The organism is Muricoccus vinaceus (assembly GCF_042433125.1).
Classification (GTDB): domain Bacteria; phylum Pseudomonadota; class Alphaproteobacteria; order Acetobacterales; family Acetobacteraceae; genus Roseomonas; species Roseomonas vinacea.
Genome location: NZ_JBHLVZ010000001.1, coordinates 238,714 through 254,421, shown reverse-complemented (window position 1 = coordinate 254,421; position 15,708 = coordinate 238,714). Strand labels below are relative to the sequence as shown.

At 72.0% G+C, this 15,708-nt stretch carries 13 protein-coding genes; 9 read left to right on the top strand and 4 right to left on the bottom strand.

Going from position 1 to position 15,708, the window contains the following annotated elements; all coding sequences use genetic code 11:
• Positions 1-31 precede the first annotated feature (31 nt).
• From ACFFIC_RS01245 to ACFFIC_RS01235, 3 genes are read left to right on the top strand one after another with little or no spacing between them, the layout of a single operon-like run.
• Positions 32-1,315: an ABC transporter substrate-binding protein gene (locus ACFFIC_RS01245; protein WP_377048193.1), complete on the top strand. Its 1,284-nt coding sequence runs from the start codon at positions 32-34 to the stop codon at positions 1,313-1,315.
• Entirely contained in the window at positions 1,315-2,154 is an 840-nt protein-coding gene (locus tag ACFFIC_RS01240) for an ABC transporter ATP-binding protein (protein ID WP_377048192.1), read from the top strand. The genes ACFFIC_RS01245 and ACFFIC_RS01240 overlap by 1 nt, the downstream gene beginning before the upstream one ends.
• The gene (locus tag ACFFIC_RS01235; RefSeq protein ID WP_377048191.1) at positions 2,151-3,386 is read left to right on the top strand and encodes a phenylacetate--CoA ligase family protein; all 1,236 of its coding nucleotides are present in this window, start codon (positions 2,151-2,153) and stop codon (positions 3,384-3,386) included. Before ACFFIC_RS01240 ends, ACFFIC_RS01235 begins: the two co-directional genes overlap by 4 nt.
• A gap of 4 nt (positions 3,387-3,390) precedes the next feature.
• Here ACFFIC_RS01235 and ACFFIC_RS01230 read toward each other — a convergent pair whose 3' ends face one another.
• Positions 3,391-4,902, bottom strand: coding sequence for a YifB family Mg chelatase-like AAA ATPase (locus ACFFIC_RS01230; protein ID WP_377048190.1), 1,512 nt, complete (start codon positions 4,900-4,902; stop codon positions 3,391-3,393).
• Positions 4,899-5,927, bottom strand: a complete 1,029-nt coding sequence (locus tag ACFFIC_RS01225) for a histone deacetylase family protein (RefSeq protein ID WP_377048189.1) — start codon at positions 5,925-5,927, stop codon at positions 4,899-4,901. Before ACFFIC_RS01225 ends, ACFFIC_RS01230 begins: the two co-directional genes overlap by 4 nt.
• A 100-nt stretch (positions 5,928-6,027) precedes the next feature.
• On the opposite strand from ACFFIC_RS01225, the gene ACFFIC_RS01220 reads away from it, so the two are divergent.
• From ACFFIC_RS01220 to ACFFIC_RS01200, 5 genes are read left to right on the top strand one after another with little or no spacing between them, the layout of a single operon-like run.
• The gene (locus tag ACFFIC_RS01220) at positions 6,028-7,320 is read left to right on the top strand and encodes an ArgE/DapE family deacylase (RefSeq protein WP_377048188.1); all 1,293 of its coding nucleotides are present in this window, start codon (positions 6,028-6,030) and stop codon (positions 7,318-7,320) included.
• A complete protein-coding gene (locus tag ACFFIC_RS01215; protein WP_377048187.1) occupies positions 7,317-8,561 on the top strand; it encodes a Zn-dependent hydrolase in 1,245 nt (414 codons plus the stop codon). Before ACFFIC_RS01220 ends, ACFFIC_RS01215 begins: the two co-directional genes overlap by 4 nt.
• On the top strand, positions 8,561-10,054 hold the full coding sequence (locus tag ACFFIC_RS01210) for a M81 family metallopeptidase (protein ID WP_377048186.1): 1,494 nt from the start codon (positions 8,561-8,563) through the stop codon (positions 10,052-10,054). Before ACFFIC_RS01215 ends, ACFFIC_RS01210 begins: the two co-directional genes overlap by 1 nt.
• A 5-nt stretch (positions 10,055-10,059) precedes the next feature.
• The gene (locus ACFFIC_RS01205) at positions 10,060-10,452 is read left to right on the top strand and encodes a VOC family protein (RefSeq protein WP_377048185.1); all 393 of its coding nucleotides are present in this window, start codon (positions 10,060-10,062) and stop codon (positions 10,450-10,452) included.
• Positions 10,449-10,886 carry a GNAT family N-acetyltransferase gene (locus tag ACFFIC_RS01200; protein ID WP_377048184.1) on the top strand — a complete coding sequence of 146 codons (438 nt, stop codon included), beginning with the start codon at positions 10,449-10,451 and terminating at the stop codon, positions 10,884-10,886. Before ACFFIC_RS01205 ends, ACFFIC_RS01200 begins: the two co-directional genes overlap by 4 nt.
• A 13-nt stretch (positions 10,887-10,899) precedes the next feature.
• On the opposite strand, the gene ACFFIC_RS01195 is transcribed toward ACFFIC_RS01200, so the two are convergent.
• Together ACFFIC_RS01195 and ACFFIC_RS01190 are read right to left on the bottom strand one after the other, a co-directional pair.
• A complete protein-coding gene (locus ACFFIC_RS01195) occupies positions 10,900-11,157 on the bottom strand; it encodes a hypothetical protein (protein WP_377048182.1) in 258 nt (85 codons plus the stop codon).
• A gap of 155 nt (positions 11,158-11,312) precedes the next feature.
• Positions 11,313-14,129 carry a glycosyltransferase gene (locus ACFFIC_RS01190; RefSeq protein WP_377048181.1) on the bottom strand — a complete coding sequence of 939 codons (2,817 nt, stop codon included), beginning with the start codon at positions 14,127-14,129 and terminating at the stop codon, positions 11,313-11,315.
• A gap of 271 nt (positions 14,130-14,400) precedes the next feature.
• Between ACFFIC_RS01190 and ACFFIC_RS01185 the strand changes: the two genes are divergently transcribed.
• Positions 14,401-15,705, top strand: coding sequence for a hemolysin family protein (locus ACFFIC_RS01185; protein ID WP_377048180.1), 1,305 nt, complete (start codon positions 14,401-14,403; stop codon positions 15,703-15,705).
• Positions 15,706-15,708: the final 3 nt, after the last annotated feature.

The window sequence follows — 15,708 nt, the reverse complement described above, 5'->3', positions numbered from 1 at the left end:
CCGCGGAACCGCGGCCACAGGAGACGACGTCATGAAGGCAGCACTCGCCGTCGCGGCAACACTGGCCCTGGCCACCCCGGCCCTGGCCCAGCAGCGCATCCCCGTCGGCCACCTGATGGACAATTCGGGCGCCACCTCCGATGTCGGCGTGCCCTATGGGCAGGGCGTCGCGGACACGCTCGCCTGGGTGAACCAGACGCGCCAGGGGGTCGCGGGGCGGCAGCTCAACGTGCTTGGCTTCGACTATGGCTACCAGGCGCCGCGCGCCGTCAGCCAGTACCAGTCCTGGACTGGGCGCGAGCGCGTCGTCGCCATCCAGGGCTGGGGCACGGCGGACACGGAGGCGCTCGTCCGCTTCGTCAACCGAGACCGCATCCCCTTCATCTCCGGCTCCTACTCCGCGGCGCTCACCGACGCCGGCGGCAAGTCCGGGCGCGCCGGCGTCGAGGCCTCGCCCTACAACTTCTTCTTCGGCCCATCCTACTCGGATGCGCTGCGCGGCATGCTCCGTTGGGCCGCCGACGACTGGAAGGCCAAGGGTGGCCAGGGCCGTCCGAAATACGTCCACATGGGCGGCAACCACCCCTATCCGAACTCGCCGAAGGAAGCGGGCGAGGCGATGGCGCGCGACCTCGGCTTCGAGGTGCTGCCGGCCATCCAGTTCGCGCTCACGCCCGGCGACTACACCTCGCAATGCCTCACCCTGAAGCAGCAGGGCGCGAACTACGCCTATCTCGGCAACACCGCGGGCTCCAACATCTCCGTGCTGCGCGCCTGCCAGACAGCGGGCGTGCAGGTCCAGTTCATGGGCAATGTCTGGGGCATGGACGAGAACGCCATGAAGGCCGCCGGCGCCGCCGCCAACGGCGTGGTCTTTCCCGTCCGCACCCAGGTCGTCACCGGCCAGGATGCGCCGGGCATGGAGACCATCCGGGCCATCAGCCGCATCTCCGATCCCGCCGGCACCGCCTACCGCCCCGTCCACTACCTTGCCGGCGCCTGCGCCGCGATGCTGATGGTGGAGGCCATGGACACCGCCGCCGCCAATGGCGGCCAGATCACCGGCGAGCGCATCCAGCGCGGCTTCTACGAGCGCACGAACTGGGTGCCCAAGGGATTCGAGGGCGTCTGCACCCCCTCCACCTTCACCAACGAGGACCATCGCGGCACCATGCGGGTGGCGATCTACCGCGCGGTCGTCGGTGGCGACACCTCCCAGGGCAGCGTCGCGGATCTGATCCGCGCCGGCACCATGCGCCTCGAGCCCGTGACCACGGTCGAGCTCGAGCGCAAGCGCGAACTGCTGGGCTGGTGATGCTCGACGCCTCGCAGCACCCGATGCCCACGGCGGCGGCGCAGCCCGCGCCGCCGCTGCTGGAGGTTTCCAACATCGAGGTCGTCTACAGCGACGTCATCCTGGTGCTGCGCGGCCTTTCCCTCGCCGTCCCGCAGGGGCGGATCGTGGCGCTCCTCGGCGCCAACGGCGCGGGCAAGTCCACCACGCTCAAGGCCATCAGCGGCCTCCTCAAGACCGAGGAAGGAGAGGTCACCCGCGGCGAGGTGCGCTTCGGCGGCGTGCGGATCGACGGCATCGATCCGCACGAGATCGTCCGCCGCGGCATCTTCCAGGTCATGGAGGGCCGCCGCATCGTGGCCGACATGACCTGCCTCGAGAACCTCCGCCTCGGCGCCTACACGCGGCGCGACAACGAGGTGAAGCGCGACATCGACATGGTCTACGGCTTCTTCCCGCGCCTGAAGGAGCGCACCGGCCTCGCCGGCTATCTCTCGGGGGGCGAGCAGCAGATGCTCGCCATCGGCCGCGCGCTCATGGCCCGCCCGAAGCTCATCCTCATGGACGAGCCCTCGATGGGCCTCTCGCCGCTTCTGGTGAAGGAGGTCTTCGGCATCATTCGCCGGATCAACCAGGAGCTGGGCGTGACCATCCTTCTGGTGGAGCAGAACGCCCGCATGGCGCTCTCCGTCGCCGATTACGGCTACGTCATGGAGCAGGGCAAGGTGGTGCTGGACGGAACCGCGGCGTCGCTGGCGGAGAACGAGGACGTGAAGGAGTTCTACCTCGGCGGGCACGGCGCCGAGCGGAAGTCCTTCCGCAACCTCAAATCCTACAAGCGCCGGAAGCGCTGGCTGTGAGCGCCCCTCTCGATACGCTGGAAACCCGCGCGCCGGAGGAGCGCGAGGCGGCCCTGATGGCGCGGCTTCCCGGCTTCCTCGGGCGTGCCGCAGCGGGTTCCGCCCATGCCGCGCGCGTGCTGGCCGGCGCCGCGCCGGCCGCGATCCGCTCCCGCGCGGCCCTCGCGCAGCTGCCGCTGACGCGCAAGTCCGACCTCATCGCCGCCCAGGCCGATGCGCCGCCCTTCGCGGGGCTGAACGGCGTGCCCGTGGCCTCGCTCGCCCGCATCTTCGTCTCGCCCGGGCCGATCCACGAGCCGCAGGGACAGGGCGTGGACACCTTCCGCTTCGCCCGCGCGCTGCACGCGACCGGCCTTCGCGCCGGCGACATCATGCAGAACTGCTTTGCCTACCACTTCACCCCCGCCGGCTTCATGCTGGAGGGAGGCGCCCGCGCGCTGGGCTGCCCGGTGATCCCCGCCGGCACCGGCAACACCGAGGCCCAGGCCCGCGCCATGGCGCATCTGCGCCCGCGGGCCTATGCCGGCACGCCGGACTTCCTGAGGACCATCCTCGAGCGCGCCGACGAACTCGGCCTCGACGTGTCCTCTCTCCGCCTCGGCCACGTCTCGGGCGGCCCCTTCCTGCCGGCGCTGCGCCGCTTCTATGGGGATCGCGGCCTCACCGTGCTGCAATCCTACGCCACCGCCGAATGCGGCGTGATCGCCTACGAGAGCGAGGCGCGCGAGGGGCTGATCCTAGACGAGGAGGTGATCGTCGAGATCGTCCGCCCCGGCACGGGCGACCCGGTGGCCCCCGGCGAAGTCGGCGAGGTCGTCGTCACCGTCTTCGACGACGCCTATCCCCTGATCCGCTTCGCCACCGGCGACCTCTCCGCCTTTTTGCCGGGCACGAGCCCCTGCGGCCGCACCAACGCGCGCATTCGCGGCTGGATGGGCCGCGCCGACCAGGCGGCCAAGGTCCGGGGCCTTTTCGTGCGGCCGGAGATGGTCGCGGAGATCGCGCGCCAGTGCCCGGTTCCCGGCCGCATGCGCCTCGTTCTCTCCGAGGAGGAGGGACGCGACCGGATGGAGCTGCGCGCCGAGGCACCGGAGGACGACGCCCTGCACCGGCGCCTGTCGGATGCCCTTCAGGCCGTCACGCGCCTGCGGGGGGAGGTGGCCCTGGTTCCACCGGGCAGCCTGCCGAACGATGGCCGCGTGGTGGACGACACCCGCCCGCTCCCGGACTGAGCGCTTACCCGGCTGCCGGCTTGCGCAACCGGTAGCCCAGCGCCTCCGCCATGTGCCCGCGCGTCACGGCGGGCGTGCCCTCCAGGTCGGCGATGCTGCGCGCCACGCGCAGGGCGCGGATCAGCCCGCGGTTGGAAAGGCCCAGCCGCTCCGCCGCGCCCTCGGCGAAGGCGAGGGCCGCGTCCTCGAAGCCCTCGCGGATGGCCTCGACCGGCGCCTCGGAGTTGGTCGTGAAGCCCATGCCCTCGTAGCGCCGCCGCTGCGCCGCCCGTGCCGCGTCCACGCGGGCGGCCACGGTCACGCTCGTCTCGCCCGCCGGGGCCCGCGCCAGTTCCCGCGGCGCGATCGGCTGCACCTCGATGGTGAGGTCGATCCGGTCCAGCAGCGGGCCGGAAAGCTTGCCCTGGTAGGTTTCGCCGCAGCGCGGCGCCTGCCCGCATTCCCGCCCGGCATGGCCGAGATAGCCGCAGCGGCAGGGATTCATCGCCGCGACCAGCTGCACCCGCGCGGGATAGGACACATGCGCCGCGGCCCGGCTGACCGTGACCCGCCCGCTCTCCAGCGGCTGGCGCAGCGCTTCCAGCGCGGGGCGCGGGAATTCGGGCAGCTCGTCCAGGAACAGCACGCCGCGATGCGCGAGGCTCACCTCGCCCGGCCGCGCGCGTGGCCCGCCGCCGGTCAGCGCGGCCTGGGAGGCGGAGTGGTGCGGGTCCCGGAAGGGCGGGCGGGCGCTGATCCGCCCGGCCTCCAACCCGCCCGCGACCGACCGCACCAGACTCACCTCCAGCGCCTCCGCCGGCGTGAGGTCGGGAAGCAGTCCGGGCAGCCGCGCCGCCAGCATGGATTTGCCCGAGCCAGGCGGCCCGATCATGAGCAGGTTGTGAGACCCAGCCGCCGCGATCTCGATGGCGCGCTTGGCGCTTTCCTGCCCGCGCACCTCCGACAGGCAGGCCCCGCGCGCCTCGCGCGGCATGGGGGCAGGTGGGGGCGCTGGCGAGAGAGCCTGCCGGCCCTGGAAATGCGCGATCAGGCTCCGCAGGTCCGGCGCGGCCAGCGCTTCCGTCGCCCCCGCCCAGCTCGCCTCCGCGCCCTGCGAGGCCGGGCAGACGAGCCCGAGTTCCCGCTCCGAGCAGGCGAGGGCCGCCGGCAAAACCCCGGCCACCGGCCCGATCGTCCCGTCGAGCGCCAACTCCCCCATGGCGGCGAAATGCGCGACCTCGTCCACCGGGATCACCCCCATGGCCGCCAGCAGGCCGAGCGCGATCGGAAGGTCGAAATGGCTGCCCTCCTTCACGAGGTCGGCCGGCGCCAGGTTCACCAGGATGCGCTTGGGCGGCAGGGAAAGGCCGAGCACCGACAGCACGGCACGCACCCGCTCCCGGCTCTCGCCCACCGCCTTGTTGGGCAGGCCGACCACGGTGAAGGCGGGCAGTCCGGCGGCCACCTGCACCTGCACCTCGACGGGAACCGCCTCGACCCCGTGGAAGGAGAAGGTGGTGACGCGCGCGAGGCTCAACCCCAGGTCCCAAGGAAGCGCGCCAGCAGGCCGCCGATCACCTCCGTGTTGTAGCCGCCCTCCTGGATGATGGCGGCGGGCAGGCGCATTCCGGCGATGGCCGCGCCCGCCCGGGCGAAGCCGTCCTCCGTCACGCGCAGCGCCGCCAGGGGCTCGTGCTCGGAGGCATCGAAGCCCAGCGACACCACGAGCGCCTCGGCCCCGAAGGCCTGCACGCGGGCGATCCCGGCGGCGACGGCGTCCAGCCAGGGGCCGTCGCCCGTGCCCATGGGCTGGGGCAGGTTCAGGTTGAACCCGGCGCCGTCGCCCGCGCCCGTCTCGGAGGCATGACCGACGAACCAGGGGTAGTAGCCGTCGGGATCGGCATGCACCGAGACGGTCAGCACATCCGGGCGGGACCAGAAGATGCCCTGCGTGCCATTGCCGTGATGGCTGTCGATGTCCAGCACGGCCACGCGCGCCGCCCCGGCGTCCCGCAGGGCCTGCGCGGCCAGCGCCGCGTTGTTGATGTAGCAATGCCCGCCCGCGCGCGCCGCGTAGGCGTGATGCCCCGGCGGCCGGCAGAGCGCATAGGCCGTTCCGCCCCGCGCGGCGACCTCGGACGCGGCCAGGGCGCAGCCCGCCGCGGCGGCCGCGGCCTCATGCGTGCGCGGGCCGACCGGGCAGGCCGTGTCCGCCGTGTACCACCCGGCCCGCCCCACGGCCCTGGTTGATGGCCGGGCGCCTTGCGCCAGCATCTCCGGGGAAGGATGGATGTTCGCCACCACCTCCGCCCCGGCGCCCGGCATGGCCGCCCATTCGGCGGGCGCGTCGCGCAGCCAGTCCAGGTAGTCCGGCGCATGGACGCGTTCCAGCGCCGCGCGGCCGGGCAGGGGCGGAACCTCCGCCGCGATGCCGAGCGTCCGCAGCCCGTCCCGCAGGGCCGCCGCCCGCGCGGGCACCTCGAAGTTCGGGCGCAGCACGCCGCGCATGAGAAAGAAGGCCGGCGCATGCGCCGATTCCAGCGGATGGTCGAAGGCTTGCATGGCCCGGGACCCTATGGGCGCACCGGAAGCTTGTCCACGCGCCTCGACACCGTGCGCGAAGCGCGTAGCCTGCCGCCCCGCCACACTGCCAGGACCATTCATGCCCGATCTCGACCCCGGTGCCCGAAGCGCCATTCTGGACGCCGTCAAGGCTCTGGAAGGGGAGGCGGTGGACCGCCTCGCCGCCCTGGTCCGCTGCGACTCCACGCTCGGGCGGGAGGCCGGCGCGCTGGACCTCATGGCCGCGAACTTTGAATCCCTCGGCCTCGCCGCCCGCCGCATCCCGACCGTGCCGGAGGCGCTGCGCGACCACCCGGGCTTCTCACCCCCGCTGATCTCCTATGACGGTCGGGACAACGTGGCGGCCATCCACACCCCGCGCGAGGTGCGCGGCCGAAGCCTGGCGCTGCAGGGCCACGTGGACGTGGTGCCCGAGGGCGCGGCCGACCTCTGGATCACCCCGCCCTTCGAGCCCTCCGTGCGCGATGGCCGTATGTACGGCCGCGGCGCCGGGGACATGAAGGCGGGGATCGTCTCCTACCTCACGGCCTTCCAGGCCCTGCGCCTCGCAGGCCTGCAGCCCGCCGCCCCCGTGCAGATGCAGGCCGTGATCGAGGAGGAGTGCACCGGCAACGGCGCGCTGGCCACCATGCTGGCCATGCCCCGCACCGACGCGGTGGTGATCCCCGAGCCAGGCCCCTCCATGGCCGCCATGTACTCGGCGGAGGTGGGCGTGGTCTGGGCCTGGGTCACCGTCACCGGCCGCCCGACGCATGTGCGCGACATGCACGCGGGCATCAACGCCATCGAGGCCGCCATGGGCATCGCGCGCCGCTTCAAGGACTACGAGAACGAGCGCAACCGCGCCGAGAACGTCCACGCCGCCTTCCGGGGCGTGAACCACCCGGTGAACGTCAACCTCGGGACCATCGAGGGCGGCGAGTGGAACAGCAGCGTGCCCACCCGCGCCCGCATCGGGCTCCGCGTCGGCGTCATGCTCGGCTACAGCGCGGCCCAGACCAAGGCGGACATCGAGCGCATCGTGGCCGAGGCCGCCGCCGACCCGGCGCTGCGCGGCACCAAGGTCGCGCTCGAGTTCAAGGGCTTCATGGCCGATGCCTGCGCCTTTGACATGGAAAGCGAGATCTGCCGCCTCGCCCGCCGCTCCTACGCCGAGGTGACGGGCAGCGAGCTGCGCGACTACCCCGCCACCGGCCTGACCGATGGCCGCTTCTTCACCCTCTACCAGAACACGCCCGTCGCCTGCTTCGGCCCGGACGCGCAGGAGATCCACGGCATCGACGAGAGCGTGTCCCTCGCCTCCATGCACGGCATCACCCGCAGCATCGCGCTGCTGATGGCCGAGTGGTGCGGGGTGGAGCGCGCGGCATGACCAACATCCCCTTCTCCGGCGCGCGCCTCTGGGACTCGCTGATGGAGATGGCGCGGATCGGTGCCACGCCGAAGGGCGGCTGCAACCGCCAGACGCTGACCGAACTGGACGGGCAGGGAAGGGCGCTCCTGGCGCGCTGGGGCAGGGAGGCCGGCCTGACCCTCACCACCGACCGGCTGGGCAACATGGCGCTGCGCCGCCCCGGCCGCGATCCCGCCCGCCGGCCCGTCGCCATCGGCAGCCATCTCGACACGCAGCCCACGGGCGGCAAGTTCGACGGCGTGCTCGGCGTGCTCGCGGGGCTCGAGGTGATGCGCGCCCTGCACGAGGCGGGGGCCGAGACGGAGGCGCCGCTGCTTCTGATCAACTGGACCAACGAGGAGGGCGCCCGCTTCTCGCCGCCCATGATGGGCAGCGGCGCCGCCATGGGCGCCTTCTCCGAGGCCGAGGTGCTCGACATGCGCGACCCCGACGGCATCCGCTTCGGCGACGCGCTTTCCGCCATCGGTTGGGCGGGCGATGCCGAGCCCGCCGCGCTGCGGAACCTCGAAGCCTATTTCGAGCTGCACATCGAGCAGGGCCCGGTCCTGGAGCGGGAGGGCCTGGATGTCGGCGTCGTCACCCACGCACTCGCCCAACAGTGGTTCGACGTGACCGTCACCGGCGAGGAATCCCATGCCGGCGGCGCCATGTCCCACCGGCGGGACGCGCTGGTGGCCGCGGCCAGCCTCGTGCAGGCCGTGGAGCGCATCGCGCGGGAGGCGGGCGGCGATGGCCGGGGCACGGTCGGGCGCATCGCGGTCGAGCCCTCCAGCCGCAACGTCGTCCCCTCCCGCGCCACGTTCAGCGTCGATTTCCGCAACGGCGACGAGGCCACGCTGGACCGCATGGCGGCCGCCCTGCGCGAGAGCGCCGGGGCCGTCGCGGCGGAGCGCGGCGTGGGCGTGGAGGTCACCCCCTTCTGGGCCTTCCCGCAGACGCCCTTCGACCCCGCCCTCGCCCAGCGCCTGCGCGACGCCGCTGCGGCGCGGGACATCCCCTTCCGCGACATGCCCACCGGCATCGGCCACGACGCCGTCTATGTTGCCCGCGAGGTGCCCAGCGTCATGATCTTCACGCCCTGCCTCGGCGGCATCAGCCACAACGAGGCCGAAAGCATCACCCCTGCCCAGGCCGAGGCCGGAATGCTCGTGCTGGCCGATGCCGTGATCGCCACGGCCGGTCTGGCGGGGGCCGCCTGATGCGCATCGCCATCGGCGGCTTCCTTCACGAGAGCCACTCCTTCGCCCCGGTTCCCACGGGCTGGCAGGACTTCGCCGAGCCCGGCGGCTGGCCCGTCCCCATGCGCCCGGCCACCCTGCTGGACGGGCTGCGCGCAACCGGCGTCCCGGCCGCCGGCGCCATCGCCGCGGCCGAGCGCAGCGGATTGCAGGTCGCCCCCCTCTCCTGGGCCTTCGCGAACCCCGCAGGCCCCGTGACCGCGGAGGCCTTCGAGCGCGTGGCCGCCTGGATCGTCGCCGACCTGTCGGACGCCATGGCGGCAGGCCCGCTCGACGGCATCTACCTCGACCTGCACGGCGCCATGGTCGCCGATGCCTTCCCGGACGCCGAGGGCGAGCTGCTCCGCCGCGTGCGCGCGGTGGCCGGGCCGGACATGCCGGTGGTGTGCAGCCTGGATCCGCACTGCAACCTGACGGCGGAAATGGTCGAGCGCTCCGACGCCGTCTCGCCCTTCCGCACCTATCCGCACGTGGACATGAAGCAGGCCGGCGCCCGCGCGCTGCGACTGCTGGTGGAGCGCGCCCGCCGCGGGCGGCCCTTCGCCCGTGCCTTCCGCCAGGTGGACTTCCTGCTGCCCATCACCAGCCAGTGCACGCTGGTGCCCCCGATGAGCGAGGTTTTCGCCGAGCGGGAGCGGATCGCCACCCGCCACGGCGTGTCGGAACTCGCCTTCTGCTTCGGCTTTCCTTATGCGGACTTCCCGGGCTGCGGCATGGCCGTCGCCGCCTATGCCGCCGACCAGGCCGCGGCCGACGCCGCTGCCGACGAGTTCCTGGCCCTTCTGCACCGGCGCGAGCGCGACTTCGCCGGGGAGATCCTGCCCGCCGACCGCGCGGTGGCCGAGGCGATGAAGGGCTCGGCCTCCCGCCCCGTGGTGCTCGCCGACACGCAGGACAATCCCGGCGGCGGGGGGCATGGCGACACAACCGGCCTGCTCGCCGAGCTGGTGCGGCAGAAAGCCATCAAGGCCGTGCTCGGTTCCATCAACGACGCCGAAAGCGCGCAGGCCTGCCACAAGGCGGGAGAAGGAGCGACGCTCTCGCTGAAGCTCGGCGGCAAGAGCGACGGCACCCCGCTCGACGCCACCGCGCGGGTGCTGCGCCTGTCCAACGGCCGCTTCACCTGCACGGGCGCGATGGCCGGCGGCAACCCCGCCGATCTCGGACCCTCGGCGCTGATCAGCATCGGCGGCGTGCGCGTGATCGTCACCAGCCGCAAGATGCAGGCCTACGACCTCGCGCTGTTCCGCCACCTCGGCGTGGAGCCGGCGGAGGAAAAGATCGTGGCCGTGAAGTCCAGCGTGCATTTCCGCGCCGATTTCGGCCCGATCGCCGAGCGCGTGCTGGTGGTGGCCGCTCCCGGCCCGGTGGTCGCGGACCCGGCCACGCTGCCCTTCCGCAACCTTCGCCCGGGGTTGCGCCTTCGCCCCGGAGCGAACGCCACGACGGGATAGACACGATGTTCAGCCACGTGATGGTCGGCGCCCGCGACGTGGAGGCGATGGCGCGCTTCTACGACGCCGTGCTGCTCCCGCTCGGCCTGGAGCGAGGGCCGGATTCGGTGGCCGGCCCGAGGGGCGTCTGCTGGCGCGCGCCCGGACAGCGCCACCCCACCTTCGACGTGCAGGAGCCCTTCGACGGCAACCCGCCCTCGCCGGGAAATGGCTGCATGGTCGCCTTCATGGCGCCGGACCGCGCGGCGGTGGACGCCGCACACGCCGCCGCACTGGCCCATGGCGGCTCGGACGCGGGCGCTCCGGCGCTTCGCGCCCGCTACGCCCCCGATTATTACGGCGCCTATATGCACGATCCCGAGGGCAACAAGCTCCACGTCGTCCATCGCGGCCCATGACCCCCCGCGTTTCGCGCATGGCCGCGCTCCCGCCCGGCTTTCCCGTGCTGCGTGACGCCGCGCTGGGGGAGGGCTGGAAAATGCTCCGCGTGCTGGAGGAGGACATGGCCAGCGGCGCGATGCGCTTCGCCGCGCCGGGCGAGGGGCTTTTCGTGGCCTGGCGCGGCGGGGCCCTGGCCGGGATCGCCGGGCTGACGGTCGATCCCTACGCCGAGACCGACACCGTGGCACGGGTCCGGCGCCTCTATGTCGCGCCGCCGCAGCGTCATCATGGCGTGGGGCGCGCGCTGCTCGAGGCCATGGCCGCCTCGGCGGCGGAGGGTGGCTTCCGAGCGGTGCGCGTGCGCGCGCCGGCCGCGGCCGGGCGCTTCTACGAAGCCTGCGGCTTCCTGCCGGCCCTGCTCCGTTCCGCCACCCATATGCGGCCGCTCTGAGAGCAGTAGGCGGTCAGAGGCGGGTGGCGGTGTCCTCGAGCCGGCGCGCGGCCTCCCGGGCGGCCTGCACGTCGAGCGCCGTTGCCGTAACCGCGCGGTCCCAGCCATGCACGCTGGCCTGCAGCTTCGCGGTGCTGTCGCGCAGAACGTAGAGGTTCTCGCGGAGGTCGTTCAGCGCGGCGCGCTGCTCGTTCTGCGCGGCGGCGAGCAGCCGGAGGGCGGCCTGGAGACGCTCCTGCGGACTGCGCGAAAGGGTGAGAATATCGGCCATGCTCTTGCTCCCCGGCGAATTACGAAAGCCTTAACGTTTCGCCGGGAACAAGACACTTCTAATTATCGTTAACGTGTTTCAATTTTTTGCACATGAACGGCAGCGGGCCGCGGGGTTTCCCCCGCGGCTCTTTCGATCGCCGGAGCCGGAGGGTTCTACTTGCCCTCCAGCCGGGCCACCGCCTGTCCGGCGGAGGACTGCGCGGAAACCGCGCCCGGCACCACCTGCGCCACGGCGGCCGGCACGGCCGCCACCAGCGCCATCGAGACCGCGGCCAGGTAGGGAACGGACTGCACCAGCAGGATCACGGTCCAAAGGATCGCCTCCCAGGTGCCGCCGCGATGCGCCAGCGTGATGCCGGCGGCGGCGAGCCACAGAAGAAGCATGATCATGCCCTCCTGGCGGGCCGTCATCAGGCCCTGGAGCAGCGCGGGCGCGTTCTCCATCTTCGGGGTGCGGGCGAAGTGGGCCCGCCGCTTGAAAAAGCCCTGCCACACCGCCTTGCCGATGGTGTGCGTCAGCGCCAGCCCGCCCAGCGCCGCCCCCAGCCGGTCCCACGGACCGCAGGCGACGCGGGCGCGGTACAGGGTCCAGATCTGTGCCAGCTTGAACGTGAACAGGCCGAGGCTCGGGATCATGAAGAGGGTGATCGGGAACTCGTCCGACAGGCCGACCGAGACCAGCGCCGTCCGGAGCCCTTCGGTCGCAAGGTCCAGCCCGAAGAAGTCGATCGTGGGATAAAGCCGCGTCAGCGGGATCAGCACCAGCCCCACCGACCAAAGCAGCCCGCCCAGCACGAAGGCCAGCCCCAGCGCGTCGCCCAGCCACGGCATCCAGCCCATCACGAAATGGAAGCGCTGTCCCTGCGTCAGGCTGCGGTTGAGGGGGTTGAGCAGAGCCCGCCAGTGGCCCTTCACGATCTGCACGGCGCCGAAGGCCCAGCGGTGACGCTGCTTGCGATAGGCCGAGAAGTCGTCGGGCATGACGCCACGGCCCATGGAGTCCGGGCAGTACACGGCTTCCCAGCCCTGGCGCATCAGCCTGAGGCCGAGCTCGCTGTCCTCGCAGATGCACCACTCCGCCCAGGCCTTGCCGCCCACGGCCGCGTCCTCGAGCGCGGACTTGCGGATCAGCGTCATGGTGCCGTGCTGGATGATGGCGTTTCGCTCGTTGCGCGTGACCATGCCGGCCCGGAAGAAGCCCGCGTATTCCCAGAACATCAGCCGCTTGAACAACCCGCCCTGGCTGTCCCGGTAGTCCTGTGGGGATTGCGTGAAGCCGACCTCGGCGCGGCGGAAGAAGGGCACCATGCGGCGCAGCCAGTCCGGCCGCACCGTGTAGTCGCTGTCCAGCACGCCGATCACGGCGGCGTCCGGCGCGGTCTCGCGCAGCGCGAAGTTCAGCGCGCCCGCCTTGAAGCCGGGCCAGCGGCCCAGGTGGAAGAAGCGGAACCGCTCGCCCAGCCGCGCGCAGTGCTCGGCCACCGGCTCCCACAGCGCGGGGTCGGTGGTGTTGTTGTCGATCACCAGCACCTCGAACTCCGGGTAGTCGAGCGCGGCGAGGGCATCGAGCGTTTCCCGGACCATCTGCGGCGGCTCGTTGCAGATGGGCAGGTGGATGGAGACCTTGGGCAGCGGCGTGCCGTCGGCGGCAGGAACCGCCGGCCACTGGCGCTTGCTCACGCGCCCCCAGACCGTCTCGGCCAGCTCGAAGCCGTCGGAGAGCAGGATGGCCAGCAGCAGCACCTGCCCGGCCACCAGCACGCTCCAGACCACGCCGGCGGTGGTGGACATGTAGGTTTCGCTCATGGCCAGCACCACGCCGGTGCCCAGCGCCACGAAGCCCTGGGACAGCACGGCCAGCATCAGCTTGCCCTGCCAGCGGATGTCGGGCCGGCGCGAAAGAAAGAAGAAGGCGGCGAGGAAGGCGGCGAAGCTCGCGCCCATGGCCCAGCCCAGCCAGCGCGGCGTTTCCTGCACGGGCCCGGTCAGCGGCCACTTCTGGGCGCGGTCCAGGTCGTACATGCCCCAGTGCCCGGCCGCGCGCCCCTCGAAGGAGACCTTCCACGGCTGGTCGAAGGCTTCCATGACGAAGTATTCGAGGCCGCGCTGCTCGGCGATGTTGAAGAAGCTCCGCATGAACAGCGCCTGGTTCACGCGGCTGGCGCGGGCCGCGCCCTGCGCCACGCCATCGGAGGGCCAGCCGACCTCGCCGATCACCACGCGCTTGCCGGGGAAGCGCGCCTGCACGGCGTCGTACTTCTCCATGATGAAGCGCAGCGCGTCGTCCACCGGCAGGCCCTCCCAGTAAGGCAGCAGGTGGATGGTGATGTAGTCCACGGCGTCGCCGATCTCGGGATGGTCCATCCAGACGTGCCAGGGCTCGGCCGTGGAGACGGGCTGGCGCACCTGGCGGCGGACCTGCTCGATGTAGCCGACCATCTGCGCGGGCGTCACGTCGCCGCGCAGCACGGCCTCGTTGCCGACCAGCACGCGCTCGACGTTGCGGCTCTCGCGCGCGACCTGCACGAGGCGGCGAAGCTCCGCCGCATTGCGGTCCAGGCGCCGGTCCAGCCAGGAGCCGAGCGTCACCTTCAGGTCGAGGCCGGTGGACCAGGCGATCTCGGGAATGCGCTCCATGCCCCCATGGGCGGCATAGGTGCGGATGTGCCGGGTGAGCGGCGCGACGCGCCGGATATCGCCCTCGATCTGTTCCGGGGTCGGCCAGTTGGTGCCTTCGGCACTCTGCCCGCGCTGGTAGGGCGCGAAGGCGAGGCCGTTCACCTGGCCACGGAAGTCGGGCATGGCCACCGGCCGGTTCAGCGTCCACCACGCGCCGAGATGGCCAAAGGCCACCAGCGCCAGCACCAACAGCGTCGCGCGGTGCCGGGAAAGCCAGCCGACGCGCGGAGGGGGGACGCTGGAGAGCGGCTGGGGGTTGCGGGGCAGGCGCGGGACAACGAGCGCGTTCATCGCGTGCAGGGCTCCGGCGCAACGCCCCCGGTCCATCGCCCGGCCGATCCGGACTGGCATGAAGAGGGAGGCATCTGCGCTCTCCTGCATTGACGGTGGAGGCTGAGGCGCGCGTCCGGCCCAATCAGGGCAATATTGCGGCGCAGCGGAGTAGCGTTGCACGCTGCAAAACATAGGCGGGGGGCAACTCGCCACCCCGCATCGGTGCTATGCCGGCAAGCCCGTAAGACCCCCACCATTCCGCCACAGGCGAAGGAATCCATCCCCCACCATGTCGGCGCTTCTCGAAATCGGCATCATCATCCTGCTGGTGCTGCTGAACGGCGTCTTCTCCATGAGCGAGCTGGCGATCGTATCCGCGCGCCGCGCCCGCCTCACGGCGCTGGAGCGAACGGGATCCCCGGGCGCCACGGTCGCCATGGAGCTGGCCGACGACCCCCAGCGGTTCCTGCCCACGGTGCAGGTCGGCATCACCCTGATCGGCGTGGTCGCCGGCACCTTCGGCGGTGCGCGGCTCTCGGCCACCCTCGGTCCGGTGCTTGACCGCATCCCCGGCGTCGCCCCCTACGGCACCGAGGCGGCGCTGGTGGTGGTGGTGATGCTGATCACCTACCTCTCCCTCATCCTCGGGGAGCTGGTGCCCAAGCAGCTCGCGCTGCGCCACCCCGAGCGCATCGCGGCACTGGTCGCCCGGCCCATGTCCAAGCTGTCCCGCGTCTCGGCGCCGGTGGTCTGGGTGCTGTCCTCCTCGTCGAACCTCGTTCTGCGCCTGCTGGGTGCCAACCACGCGATCGAGCAGTCCGTGACCGAAGAGGAGGTCAAGGCGGTGGTGGCCGAGGGCGCCCAGGCCGGTGCCCTCGAGACCGAGGAGCGCCACATGATCGAGCGCGTCCTGCGCCTGGCCGACAAGCCGATCCGTGCTCTCATGACGCCGCGCCCCGAGATCGTCTGGCTGGACCGCGGCGCGACGCCCGACGAAGTGTCGGAGAAGCTGAAGGGCGAGACGGTGAACCGCTTCATCGTGGCGGACGGTCGGGTGGACAACGTCGTGGGCGTGGTGGCCGCCAAGGACCTGCTGGACCAAGTGCTTTCGGGCCAGCCGCTTTCCGTGGCCTCCGCGCTCCGCCGCCCCATGGTGCTGCCGGATAACCTTTCCGCGCTCGACGCGCTGGAGCGCATCCGCCAGGACCCGCTGGGCCTCGCCCTGGTCATGGACGAGTACGGCTCCTTCGAGGGCGTGGTGACCGCCTCCGACCTGCTGGAGGCCATCGTCGGCGAGCTGGGCCAGCCGGCCAACCTGCCCTCCGCCGGCCCCGCGGTGGAGCGGCACGACGGGAGCCTCCTGCTGGACGGCATGATGCCCAGCGACGAGCTGCGCGCACGCCTGGACCTTCCGGTGCTGCCCCAGCCCGGCACCTACCACACCGTGGCCGGGCTGATGCTGGCCCTGCTGCGCCGGGTGCCGAAGGAGGGCGACCGGATCGTCTTCGCTGGCTGGCGGTTCGAGATCGTGGACATGGACGGGCGCCGCGTGGACAAGATTCTGGTCGCCAAGGACGACGCCATTTCCGCCTGAGGC

What these genes read in the sequence shown, in the direction of transcription:
- ACFFIC_RS01225 (WP_377048189.1), bottom strand. Translation starts at nt 5,927, where the DNA reads ATGCAAGCCTTCGACCATCCGCTGGAATCGGCGCATGCGCCGGCCTTC.
- ACFFIC_RS01215 (WP_377048187.1), top strand. Translation starts at nt 7,317, where the DNA reads ATGACCAACATCCCCTTCTCCGGCGCGCGCCTCTGGGACTCGCTGATG.
- ACFFIC_RS01210 (WP_377048186.1), top strand. Translation starts at nt 8,561, where the DNA reads ATGCGCATCGCCATCGGCGGCTTCCTTCACGAGAGCCACTCCTTCGCC.
- ACFFIC_RS01195 (WP_377048182.1), bottom strand. Translation starts at nt 11,157, where the DNA reads ATGGCCGATATTCTCACCCTTTCGCGCAGTCCGCAGGAGCGTCTCCAG.
- ACFFIC_RS01185 (WP_377048180.1), top strand. Translation starts at nt 14,401, where the DNA reads ATGTCGGCGCTTCTCGAAATCGGCATCATCATCCTGCTGGTGCTGCTG.
- ACFFIC_RS01245 (WP_377048193.1), top strand. Translation starts at nt 32, where the DNA reads ATGAAGGCAGCACTCGCCGTCGCGGCAACACTGGCCCTGGCCACCCCG.
- ACFFIC_RS01220 (WP_377048188.1), top strand. Translation starts at nt 6,028, where the DNA reads ATGCCCGATCTCGACCCCGGTGCCCGAAGCGCCATTCTGGACGCCGTC.
- ACFFIC_RS01200 (WP_377048184.1), top strand. Translation starts at nt 10,449, where the DNA reads ATGACCCCCCGCGTTTCGCGCATGGCCGCGCTCCCGCCCGGCTTTCCC.
- ACFFIC_RS01205 (WP_377048185.1), top strand. Translation starts at nt 10,060, where the DNA reads ATGTTCAGCCACGTGATGGTCGGCGCCCGCGACGTGGAGGCGATGGCG.
- ACFFIC_RS01240 (WP_377048192.1), top strand. Translation starts at nt 1,315, where the DNA reads ATGCTCGACGCCTCGCAGCACCCGATGCCCACGGCGGCGGCGCAGCCC.
- ACFFIC_RS01190 (WP_377048181.1), bottom strand. Translation starts at nt 14,129, where the DNA reads ATGAACGCGCTCGTTGTCCCGCGCCTGCCCCGCAACCCCCAGCCGCTC.